This is a genomic window from Phormidesmis sp. 146-12, from assembly GCF_052939495.1.
Genome location: NZ_JBJPHS010000032.1, coordinates 23,049 through 35,434, shown reverse-complemented (window position 1 = coordinate 35,434; position 12,386 = coordinate 23,049). Strand labels below are relative to the sequence as shown.

Genomic DNA, 12,386 nt, shown 5'->3' with positions numbered 1-12,386 from the left:
CAGGGTATCCAGGTGGCAAAAAATTGCGGATCTAAGGCTATGTCTCATCACATTAGCGTTAGTTGTTTTGATGCTGGTTTTTCCTTTTAGCGTTCATGCCAGCATTGCTCCAGAGTATTCCTTCCCAATCACACCCATTGACTCCAATGGACAACATGCTCGTGTTCCAGACTGGTCAAACATCACTTTTCGCACACTGCCTCCCATTCTTGAAGATGGCGAATTCGTTGCACCTTCTGACCTTAATCAAGCCATTGGCTATGATCTCTCTCGCAGTTGGAAAGCAGGTCGAACAGCAGATGCTTACTTGAAACTGGGAGATTTTCAGACGACTTTATATCCTCAAATTTTCAATCTCTATACGATCGCTCAACTCACCAATCTGAATTTAGACCAAGTGCCGCTATCTGCTTTAGAAATGGCAAACTGGCAAACCCTTGACAACCTGCTTACAGCGATTCCTGAACTGGGTAACAGGCGTGTGAGTGAAGTGTCGCCGATCGCCGCATTGCTCAATCAGAAATTTCCTGGAACACCTGAATTTAATCCTGACACTCATCAAACGATCGCCGACCTAGTTACAACCAATCCCGAACTAGGACAACTCAAGTTAGGGCAACTAGGTAAACAGCTTGACCAATTTTCGATCACAGAGATTCCAGAACTACAAAACGTTCCGCTTCAAAACCTTGCCAATTGGGACAACAGCCTGATTTCTGAAGTACCGGGGTTAGCTAACGTCTCATTTGCTCAGATGCCAAATCCAGTTCAAGCAACCGGGATGATCGGAACAGTGGATGTGGTCTATGGCACTGCGGAGCGCGATCGCCGAAATACAATCTCAGGCAGCGATCGCGAAGGGTTTCAAGTTCCCTGTAAAGAGAATTGCGCCTACGTCGAACTTGCTGGCGCAGCGCCGCTGTACGGCAAACAATGGATTTCTGGAAAATATCAGAAAGTTAAAGGAGGATCTGGAGTTCTTGGTGCTGTCAATGGTGGCAAAGAACCAACCGGCCGTCATCCCTTTGGAGATGCGTTCAAGGTCTCAGTTTGGGATGTAGATGAGTCTACTGGCGCAGTTTCTACAGCATTGCATTTTCGCATTTGTAAGCGTGGATTGCCCGATTTGGGCTGCACTCCCTATTTTCTTGGCCCGGTGCCCTTTCTCAACTATCACGAGAAAGAACCCATTTTTACAGGACTACTCGATGACCAGGGAGGGGCATCCAGTGCCGCATCGATTCCAGAGGGTGTGATTGAGCGAGCAAAGGCAAATGGCATTCCTGCCGAAGCTCTACCGGAATATGATGAAGCCGCTTTTGCCGATGGTGGGATTTGTGGCACAGGTGCCGGGAATGTTGACTTTAAAGCATTGGCCGCCGCATTTTCTAGTATCGAAGGAAACTACGATTCGGCTGGCAGCTTTGTTTGTGATGGAGATGGCAACTGCGGACGCGGGTTAGGTCGATACCAATATATGTCTTACCGCGCAGATGTACGATCGGCGATTCAGAAACAAGGAGGAGCGGCGTTTTTAGCTAAGGTGGACTCTGGAGCGGCCGTCACAAATGCAGAAATCACCCGGTTTTTTCCATCCTCGACTCAGGATGGTATCTTCAAAACTGACCAGACCCGAAACATTCAGCAAGCCGTTCGAGAAGGGTTCTCTGGCGATCGTTTAATCGAACGAGTTGGACAGATTCATTTTGGAGGTGCTTATGCTCCGATCGACGGCGGATCAACGGATGCACATGGACGACTTACCCTCAAAACTTATGGACAGGAACTCGCAAGAAACTACAAATCCGCAGCGAAATCAGGAGGAAAAGGAGACTGTGGAAAATCAACAGGTCGTTTGGCAAATCCTGCCCAAGGGTTTCCAATTACCAGCGAGATGGGTCCACGGAGTAGTCCCTGTGCTGGCTGTAGTAGTTTCCACAAGGGAATTGACATCGGCACGCCTGAAGGAACCCCCGTTCAAGCGGCGGATGGCGGTCGAGTCGTCTATGCAGGTTGGGCAGAAGGCTATGGCAATGTCGTCATTGTGGAACATGGCAATGGGATGCAGACGCGCTATGCTCACCTTGCTTCAATGAATGCAAAGGTTGGATCAACAGTCAGTCAGGGTCAACGCATTGCTCAGAGTGGGCATACGGGATTAGGAACAGTCCCACATTTACACTTTGAAGTCCGCACGGGTTCAAGCCCAGGGCAACCCTTCAGTGGTCAGGCGGTCGATCCTAGAAAGTACGTGAAGTTCTGATTTGAGGAAATTATTATGCACAAGAGTAATCACATTTTTTCTCGATCGCGTCTACTCAAATACGTTTTTAGCATTGGCATACTGTTGGTATCGGCATTCGTAACCGCTGGCATATTCTTCTCGATTACTGCATCCACTCAGGCGCAATCCAGCATTCCTCCTACTGTTAATTCTTGCATTCCCAAAAATCAAGTCGCTCGTAGTGAGCTGATTGGCACCACGGAATCTCAAGGTAGAAGGTATTACCTACTGGCTGCTTATGAACAGGGAGATCCGATCGCAAGTGATTTAGTTATCTCGGTTGTGAATAACAAGTGTGAGCGCAAGCTTTATAACCCGACGGGCGATCGCCTATCTCTTGCCAGTGCTGTCCCTCAAATGGTGGCTCGTCAACTCACTTTACAACGCTACCAGCGTGAGATTCGGCGGATTGGACAATCTGCTTTTGAGAAGCAAGTCGATCGCGCTCAAAGTCATCGCTGGTTTGACGAAGAAGTTTGGGCGCTCCAACGGTTGAGAATTCCACTCCGCAAAACTCCAAATTGACAGAAGAGGTGAAGATTATGCTTTTGAGGTCTGGGCACAGAATGAGATTCTTCACGATCGCAGGTTTGATGATTAGCGCGATCGTCGTGTTAGGAATCATCAACCAAAGTGCCTCCGTTGAGATAGGTTGGCGCGAAGCCGCTCATAACGCACCGCCTGAACTAATGCAGCAGGTTGTTGAGGAAAACCTCAGTTCTGATTTTAAAGGCGATTCAGGACGTATGAAAGTTTTACAAATTCAGCGATCGGGCCAGTCAAAACCACTTTTTCTCATCGATTCTCGCATTGCTAACGAAGCCAATCAGTCGGCTGGGAACCCGCTCTGTGGTGCATCAGGTTGCCAGTTTTTCGGTTATGTTTCCACTCAAAACAATCGCTATCAGCGCGTTCTTGCTGCTTACTTTAACCCGCGACTACCGCCCAAGATTCAACTATTCGACATCACCCATCGGCTTCAGAACGGCTTACCTGTTCTAACAGTCAATCAACTTGAAGACAAACAGATTCGTCAATTCATTTTCGCTTTTAACGGAAAGTTTTACGAGCTTGTCGAAACTCAGTTATTACCCAAAGTTTATGAGTAGCTCAAACGCGAATCAACAGAATGCTTCTCAAGTCATGCAAACGACATCTGGGGTATTGCAAACAGCAACGCGATCGCTATTTCAGTCAGGCATGGGAACGCTGCTTTTAGGATTGTGTTTGTTCACGATGAGCATGAGATTGTTCACTGCAAAGAAAGGGAAAATTTCTACTGGAAGATTCGGCGGTGGATCAGAAAAAAGAACGGCACTCGCGATCGCACGTCAACAGCGTAAACAACGCAAACACAATCGAATTACGCTCAAAGCCAGCTTCTTAGAAATCCCCGAAGTTCAACAAGGGATTGCGGTTTGTGGTGCGCCAAACAGTGGTAAAACCTATAGCATTATTGATCCGGCCATTCGAGATGCGATTCGTCAGGGGTTCCCGATCGTCATCTACGATTTCAAAGGCGCTCAGATTGAAGCTCATGCTGCCTATGCTGCGTCCCAAGGTTACAACGTTCACGTCTTTGCTCCCGGCTTTCCTTACACCGGGGTGTGTAACCCGTTAGATTTTGTTCGAGATGCGTCTGACTCGCTGATGGCAGGACAGCTTGCTGAAGTTATCTACAAAAACACTCGTCGGGGCAACAGTGCCAGCGAAAATGATTTCTTCTCCAACGCAGGGCAAAAGCTGGTAGAAGCCGTGATGCTCCTGGCTAAAACAACGCTTTATCCAGACCTTCTAATGGCAAAGAAGATTCTGAATCTCCCTAATCTTGCAACCCGGATTCGGCAAGCTGCGGAGGCAGAGAAAATCCCCATCTGGACATTGGAAAGTTTTAGTCAACTATTGTCGTCCGAAGATGCTGAGAAACAGGTTGCTGGAATTGTGGCGACGGCTCAACGCACGTTCGATAAATTTATTGGCAAAGACTTGATTTCTAGCTTTGTCGGAACTACCTCAATTCCTCTTGACCTGTGTGGCAAGCAGATTTTGTTTTTGCAAGTCGATACCCAAAAGCGGGATGTCGTCGCTCCTCTTCTGGCAGCAATTTTGCATCTGATCATTGCTCGTAACTTTGCTCAACCTCGCAAAGAGCCACTGGTTTTGAGTCTGGATGAATTGCCAACGCTGCATCTTGACGGCTTACCGAAGTGGATTAACGAGTTTCGCTCTTATGGGTTTTGTCCGATTTTGGGCTATCAAAATTTCGCTCAACTTCAACACACCTACGGGCGGGAGCTTTCTAAAGCAATCTTTGCAGCCTGTGGAACAAAGGTGTTTTTTAATCCTCGTGATGATGAGACAGCGGCATTAGTTTCGCGATATTTGGGAGAAAAAGAAGTGAAGCTACACACTCGATCGCACAGTTATGGAATGCAACACAGCACCAGCCGCAATGAGCAATATCAAAAAGTGCCGCTGATGGCTGTAGACGAGGTTCTCAAGCTCGATCAAGGCGAATGTGTGTTCATCAACCCTGCTTACAAAGGCAATGGAGAAGCCTCTGTGCCTTGGAAGCTAAAACTCAAAATTTCTAGACAAGAAAATCAACTGCAAGAACACAGCGAAAAACTTTGGCGGGAGGTAGTTTGCGATCGTCAAACTCAACGAGTTGCAAATCTGAAAATTACCGAAGCAGCGTTAGATGCAGAAGCAGAGAAACGCCAACTGATTGCTGAAAGCCAATTTCCTTTGACCGATCAACCGTCTAGTGAGGACTCTGTTCCCGTCACTGCGGGTCAATCATCCAAAGCTCCAGAACAGACGATCGATGAAGGATACGACCCAGAAGATTACACCGAGTACTAATTCTATTAAAGGGAGTGTGAGAACCCATGATGACGCAACGACCAACCTTACAAATGCAGGACGTTCAAGCATTGTTACACGAGTGGGGACTATCGGAACCGACGATCGCCGTTCTCGCTAAAGAGCCAGAAATCGTTACAGAGTTGATCCGAGTGAGACACCTACCGCCGCTTCCTCCTGGCTATGTTCCTTCGATAGTCGAAGTTTTGTTTGATGACATTATCTATGTTCGTTCTGAAAGGGGACAGCTCACTTATGCCCGTTATTGTAGCCCAGACTATCAGCCGCCGTTCGTAGAATATCGCTTTGATGGCGAGACGGCCATCTTTCAAGTAGGGGGCGAATATGTGGTGAATCGGGCTGAAGGAATTGCTCAAGCTGTCGCGTCGCAGGGTTTGCTGCACTAAGGAGGAAAACCAATGGCTTTTACCGTAAACCCAGCAGAAGCCCAGGCAATGCAGGAAGATCAAGCCCAACTGCTAGGAGCGATCGCGCAAGCAACACGAGGGCTGATTACTGCTTTAGACACGCCTCGATCCCAACAGACAGAAAAGCCAGAGACAATGCGAATCCAGATAGGACGGCGAATTGTATTTGGGCAGATGGCAAATGGACAGTTTCGCAACGAATTAGACGCTGACCGCCTCAAAACAATCTTTGATGCACTACAACGACCTGCGACAGAGAATATCGCTCTTGAAAAATACAAAGGGAAAGTTCCTGCGATCGAGATCAGAGATGGGAACAACGTTTTATTTCGGGAAGAAAGCGACGGAGTTGTTACTGTCAATCAAATCGAGCTTCAGTTACAACAGCAAAAGCAATCAGAAGAAAACACTTCAGATGCCAATCCTTCTCAAGATCAAGCACACTTCAAGAATCACTTCAAACTCGATTACAGCCGTCTAAAATTGACCTTGATGAACATCAGCAGCAGGTAAAGCAGGCACAAGAATTAAGGGTACTTTCGCTAGCGGTTCTTGACTTGCAAGGGGTTGTAGCGCCATCGGGCGATCGTCAGTATCAGTCAGAAAATTTCATGATTCACGAAAACGTGAAAGATGGAATGCTAACGATCGCATCTGAAGAAAACACTGTTCTGCGAACAACTCGCGAGGGACAAATTCTGGTTGCAGCTCCCAGAGAAATTCCGATCGCCTTGACGGAAATTAGGGAGGCATACAACCGAGCAGAGGAACTTCAATGGCAGATAGACTCTACTGAACCGCCACCCGATGATTTGAGTTTAGATTGGCAGGCTCAGAATGTTCAATCACCGGACATTGCAACTACCGCCACATTGTTGCTCAATCCTCTGGGAGATCAACATCCTCTCTATGGAACCGTTGCGATCGGAGACTATCAAATTTCTCAAGATACAGACGGATTGGTGGTGACGCGAGGAAACGAGGAGTTAGTTCTGATTGTGCGGGATGGGCAAGTTTGGGACTATGGCTCAACCACTCAGGACTGGGAAACGTTTCAGCGATTTCAGCCTCAAAAAACGTTTGTAGACCAAATTCAGGATCAAGTAGATTTAACGGCTGACATTACGCCTCTATCAGTTGATAGTGAAGACAAACTTCCGGCGATCGCCGTTGCCCAACGAGAAGCCGCCAAGTTACCAAATGGTGGAACCAAACAACTGATCCAAACCATTCATCAGGACTGGAAACAGCAGATTCTTCACGGATTGGGGCAGGGATTACGCGAGACTGTTAGCTGGTTGGCTGCTCGTCCTGAAACATTGCGAGACCAAAGCATTGCCCGATCGTCACTGGAGCTATTTAATCGAGGCTATGTTCGCACAGGTGAAAAAGTTTATGAGGTCGAAAAGTTTAAGATCAGTCTTCAGGGAACTAACCTCTACAGCTTGAGTGATGAAACAGGAGAGCTAATGCGATTCAAAGCAACCAAATCGCCGCTACCTGGACTCGACCGACCCAGCATTCAAATTCTCTCAAAGAGCGATCGCTTATCGTCCCTTCATCAAGCTACTTTCCAACAGATGCGGCAAGACCGATCGCTGATTCCGATAGGTGATTTAGATGCAGAAGCCAGCTATGGAGCCAAAACACAGCGAGTTGAAAAGACAGTACGCCTGTTTCTCAAAAGCCAAAAAGCGACTTCCTGGGATAAAGAAAACGGTCGATTTAAGTTTGAAACGGGTGCTGGTAATTTTCTCAGCATTACAGACAAACGAGATGGACGTGGGGAAGTCTATCGGCGAGAACGGGGCCGAGTCACATCCAGCTTAGGAGCGAACGATTTTGCTCACTTTGAGCGACTTGCAGCACAGTTGCAATCCAGTGACCTTCAACAAACGCAGCAAAGCCCGACTCCTCAAAATCAATCTCGTCCAAGTCAGAAACAATCATCGAGTATGGAGTTGAGTTAGGAGAGTCTATGTTTAGTTTCCTCAAGTTAAGTGCGATCGTGATGGTGCTGCTATTTCCCCTATTCTTCTGGATTGGCATTGAGCAGGGTAATGCACCGCCAGAGAAGATGATTCCCCAGCCCAAAACTGCTCAAGACTTTATCCATCGGGGCGAACTCTATGAGAAAACTGGGAGTTACGAGAAAGCATTGGCTGACTATACCCAGGCGGTGGCGCTGTCTCCCGACGAAGAACGAGGATACATTCGTCAAGGACTGGCGTTAGAAGCCCTGGATCGTTCTGGAGAAGCGCTGCGGAAGTATCAGAAGGCAAAAGTGATCGCTCAAGCCCAGGGCAATCAAAACGAAATCCAACACGCCGATTTCTTTATTCAAAACATCAACAAAAGGAGATGAGCCAATGCGAAGTCATTTGTGGAGCAATCGTTTAGTTCAAGTTTCTCGGTATCTTGAGTTCATTCTTTGCATTGCGTTTGCTGTAATCGGAACATTGATGCTGTGGTTTCAGCACTATTCTTTGGGGATTTTCTACGCCGTACTTGCAGTACTACTATCACCATTTCCATTTTTCCAAAGACTTCCTCCTGCCATTAAATTTTGGGTCATCATCATCGGCGTTTTCTTGTAATTTGAACGGTCTGAACCGTTGACAGCAACTGGGTTAGGAGGCTCTCAGCATGAGCAATCCACAGCTAGTTCAACATTTTGCTGACCACTTTATTAAAGGTGGCTCCTTTGCCACGATCGTTGCCGCGAGACAGCAAGCTGAGTCCGTTTTGGGTGAAAAAGTTGCACCGGGGACTGCTTTAGCCAAGCTGGTTGATGAATCTGTAGAAGCGGGAATTGTTCGGACGGCTCGACTCATTGTTCAGACTTCAGCTACCACACATGAGGCATATGATCGACTGGTTCAACTTCACGATCGTCAGCCTGTTCTCAATGTCCGTTCTTCAACTAGCGTTCTTCAGCAAGCGTATAGCACTCCAGTTCCAATTGCATTTCTTGGCTCAACTCTGGCACGAATTGACCTCGAAAAGACAGTCTACGAACCGAGTGGCGGACATGGGGCACTTCTCATCACAGCCAATCCTAATCAAGTAACTGTAAACGAAATTAACTCAGAACGAGCCGCAGACCTTCGGGCACAGGGATTTACAGTTACAGAACATGATGCGGCGGAATATCGACCAGGAAAGTTGCACGATCGCATCATCTGCAATCCGCCTTTCGGTGTGGTCAAAGATGGAAGTCAAACTAAACGATTTCAACTACCGGGCAGTCGCAGAGGAACCACACAAATTGACCAGGCGATCGCGCTACTTGCTTTGGAGTCGATGAAGAATGATGGTCGAGCCGTTCTCATTCTGGGTGGCAAGCTTGGGGACGATGACGCACAACGTTCAGATCGCTACAACACGCTCGAATCTCGTCATTTCTACGCGGCTCTGTATGAACAATACAACGTCACACAGCATTTCTCGATTTGGGGATCACTGTATCGCAAACAAGGCGCAGGGTTCCCGATCGATTTAATCTTGATCGAAGGACGAGGACAATCGCAACGATCGCTGCCTGCTGCTGATGTTCCAGTTATTTACAAGTCATTTTCCGAACTTAAGGAGTTAATGCCCAATGAGCAACTACATCCGCTATCCCCAAATTTGGAAACCGCCTCAACAGAGCGATCTAGAACTATTGATGGTCAGAGTTCCAGCCGAGAAGGTTCAGCTTATGAAACCAGACTACAAATTCCTGCTCTCTCAGCGCATCAAGTGGATGCTGCAAACCTGGATGGAGCAAACTCAGGAAACTCAGGCGCAAACTCACGCCAGACTCACCAAAGCACTGCATACGCTCCTGTCTTATCAGGAAGCTCCGAGACTAACCGATCGGGAAACAGGAGCCTTGCTGCCGCCGTGGGAGTGGATAGACGAATGGACGGAAACCTTTCTCGATCGCAACGAAACCTTAATCCAGAAACTAGCAGTCGATTTTCCAGTCACATTAACCCCGATCAACACACAAACGATGCAGATCTGGATGAACGAACACGACTCAATCAGCCTGAACGACTGGCTAACAGCCTTAACCCAGGGCATGACCGCAGATCTGGATTTGTAAAAAACCCTTCAAACCCTGAATTCGCAAACAATGGGAATCACATCATGTCACAACCCCATTTTCAAGAGGCTGCTGAAGCGATCGCTGTCACCCAATCTTTCGATGTTCCGTATGTCTCGCGTTCCAGAGGTAGATCGGCTCACAACTTAATTCCGGTCAACATGGCAGCCGCCGCCCAAACCGCTCTCGACAATCTTGAACGAGAAGTGGGCAACCTGGATGAGTTTGTCCGTCAACGCCTGGGCTATGATTCTGAAGAACAGATGTGGCAGTACCTGTATGCGGAACAGATCGACGCGATCGCGCTCTCATTTCATCAACGCGATCGAGGCAACATCTTTCTCAACGGTGACAAAACTGGAAACGGTAAGGGTCGGTTTGGAGCTGCTAATTTAGTCGATGCAAGACAAGGACACATTCCCATTTTTGTCACGCAGAAAGCAAACCTCTACACGTCCATGCTGACTGACCTGGCTGACATTGGCAAACCAGGATTTCGCGTCTTTGCGACAGATAACAATCTCACCCTTGATTTAGACGATGGTAGACGATTAGTAACTGGCGATGCTGCAACGCAGGAAGACGAAATGCGCCACATTATGCAGCAAGGATTAGGGCGCTACAATGCCATCTTTACAACCTACACGCAGTTACAGACCGTCAAGCAAAAAGAACCTTTTCGACGAGAGTTTTTTCGAGCGATCGCGCCTCAAGCTATTTTTGTTTTCGACGAGTCCCACGAGGCAGGCGGTAGAACGGACAAATCTCAGGACGATAGCAGCTTTTATCCAAGCCGAGCCGAGTTTGTTCGAGAACTGGTGGATGCCAGCGTAGGAGCAACCTTCATGTCTGCGACTGCCATCAAAAATGCAGGAGTTGTTGATCTTTATGCGCGGCGCAGCGATGCCCGTCATGCAGTTGATAACCTCAACAGTTTAGAAATTATTCTCAAAGATGGCGGAGTGCCGCTTCAGCAGATGTTTGCCAGCAAGTTTGTGGCAGCCGGACAGATGCTACGGCGTAGTCGCTCAATGGAGGGCATTTCCTTTACAGCCAACGTGGTTCCCGTCGATCGAGAAGTGGCTGAAAGCATCTCTGCCGTCATGCGATCGATCAATGATTTCGATGATGCCAAACAAGACGGATTGGACAAGCTTAAAAAACGCCTCAAAGCAGAGGCAAAAGCAATCAGCAGCGACAACACAACCGGATCAGCCGGAGCAAGATCTACAAATTTCACATCGCTGATGCACAATGCAATTGATCAAAGTCTATTAGCGCAAAAAGCAGAAGTTGCAGTCCAGGAAGCGATCGCTACGATTCAACGCGGTGAAAAACCGTTAATCGGCGTTGCGAATACAATGGATAGCTTTATTGATTGGTACACAGAAGAAAACAATATCAAACCAGGACAAGCGATTAACATCACATTCGGTGATGTGCTAGATCGATACTTAGAACGCTCTAGAGATGTGGTCGAGAGCGATCACTGGGGCAAGAAAACTCGTCGTCGGCTCACAGATGAAGAAATCGGTGCAGCAGGGATCGATGCCTACGAAGAAGCCCGAAATTTAATTGAAGAAACCGATCTTTCGAGTATTCCTTTGAGTTCGATCGACTACATTCGCTGGCGTTTGACTCAAGAAGGGTATCGAGTCGATGAGATTACAGGACGCAGCAACATTGTTGAATACAGCACGACAGGCGAAACAAGCTATGGACTTCGACCCAGTAGTGAAACCAGCCCCCAGGCGCGAGTCGATATCATCAACCGATTTAACCGGGGCGATCTTGATGTCATTATTCTCAATCGATCGGGAGCGACGGGAATCAACCTTCATGCTTCCGAGAAATTTGCTGACCAAAAATCGCGACGCTTAATTATTGCCCAAGCCGAGCGAGACATCAATCTGGTGATGCAGCTATTTGGACGCATCGATCGCTATGGGCAAGTTGTCAAACCCAGCTTTGATTTGCTGATGAGCGATTTACCCGCCGAGAAACGCCTGGGCGCATTATTAGCGAAGAAAATGGCAGAACTTAACGCCAATGTCACCGCGTCTCGTGACTCAGAAATGTCTGTCGCAAATGTCGTGGACTTCATGAACATCTACGGCGAAGAGGTGGTCAGAGAGTTACTAGAAGACGATTACGAACTCCAGGCAAAGTTGAGCTATCCGCTAGAAGTTGGCAGCGATGACTCTGAAATTGCAGTTATCAAGCGAGTCACAGGACGCATTCCCCTGCTGACGATCCAGGAGCAAGAAGAACTCTACAATCTGATTGAGACTGAAACCAGAGAGTTAGTCACCCAAAAAGAAGCGATGGGGGAGAGTGTTCTACGGGCCGATCAGCTTGATTTAGATGCCCGAACGATCGCGCAGATGGAAGTCATTCCTGATGAGAGCGGCATCAAAAGCGAATTTACGGGTGCAGTGTGTTTAGAAGTCGTGGATGCCAAAGTTCCAGTCAAGCCTCTAACGCAACTTCAGGTGATCAATGCGGTGCGCCAAAGTCTGGATCTGCCTTCAATTGAGAACGTGATAGACCATGACTTTGACTCAATGCGTGAAATTACGAAAGAGCGATCACAGCAAGCTATCAGAAAATTGAGAGAGGACGTGCGATCGTATCGTCGTGAAATTCTACCAACTAAAAGAACGCCAGCCGCCAGAGCCAGATTCAACAAGACGGTGGATGAACAGCCAAAGTAATGCGA

General features: G+C 47.8%; 9 protein-coding genes. All 9 read left to right on the top strand.

Annotated elements, in window-relative coordinates; translation table 11 throughout:
* Nucleotides 1-70 precede the first annotated feature (70 nt).
* The 9 genes from ACKFKF_RS15150 to ACKFKF_RS15110 all read left to right on the top strand — a co-directional run bounded on the left by ACKFKF_RS15150 (nt 71) and on the right by ACKFKF_RS15110 (nt 12,381).
* Complete coding sequence (locus ACKFKF_RS15150; RefSeq protein ID WP_446868438.1) at nt 71-2,263, top strand: M23 family metallopeptidase; 2,193 nt, start codon at nt 71-73, stop codon at nt 2,261-2,263.
* A 15-nt stretch (nt 2,264-2,278) separates the two neighbouring features.
* Nucleotides 2,279-2,809, top strand: a complete 531-nt coding sequence (locus ACKFKF_RS15145; RefSeq protein ID WP_446868437.1) for a hypothetical protein — start codon at nt 2,279-2,281, stop codon at nt 2,807-2,809.
* A gap of 17 nt (nt 2,810-2,826) precedes the next feature.
* Nucleotides 2,827-3,393 carry a hypothetical protein gene (locus tag ACKFKF_RS15140; protein ID WP_446868436.1) on the top strand — a complete coding sequence of 189 codons (567 nt, stop codon included), beginning with the start codon at nt 2,827-2,829 and terminating at the stop codon, nt 3,391-3,393.
* Nucleotides 3,386-5,149, top strand: coding sequence for a type IV secretory system conjugative DNA transfer family protein (locus tag ACKFKF_RS15135; RefSeq protein ID WP_446868435.1), 1,764 nt, complete (start codon nt 3,386-3,388; stop codon nt 5,147-5,149). The genes ACKFKF_RS15140 and ACKFKF_RS15135 overlap by 8 nt, the downstream gene beginning before the upstream one ends.
* 29 nt (nt 5,150-5,178) lie before the next feature.
* Nucleotides 5,179-5,556 carry a hypothetical protein gene (locus ACKFKF_RS15130; RefSeq protein ID WP_446868434.1) on the top strand — a complete coding sequence of 126 codons (378 nt, stop codon included), beginning with the start codon at nt 5,179-5,181 and terminating at the stop codon, nt 5,554-5,556.
* A 12-nt stretch (nt 5,557-5,568) separates the two neighbouring features.
* Entirely contained in the window at nt 5,569-6,090 is a 522-nt protein-coding gene (locus ACKFKF_RS15125; RefSeq protein WP_446868433.1) for a hypothetical protein, read from the top strand.
* Nucleotides 6,091-6,134: 44 nt separating this feature from the next.
* Entirely contained in the window at nt 6,135-7,547 is a 1,413-nt protein-coding gene (locus ACKFKF_RS15120) for a hypothetical protein (protein ID WP_446868432.1), read from the top strand.
* An 8-nt stretch (nt 7,548-7,555) separates the two neighbouring features.
* Entirely contained in the window at nt 7,556-7,942 is a 387-nt protein-coding gene (locus tag ACKFKF_RS15115; RefSeq protein ID WP_446868431.1) for a tetratricopeptide repeat protein, read from the top strand.
* A gap of 281 nt (nt 7,943-8,223) precedes the next feature.
* Complete coding sequence (locus tag ACKFKF_RS15110; RefSeq protein ID WP_446868430.1) at nt 8,224-12,381, top strand: strawberry notch C-terminal domain-containing protein; 4,158 nt, start codon at nt 8,224-8,226, stop codon at nt 12,379-12,381.
* Nucleotides 12,382-12,386: the final 5 nt, after the last annotated feature.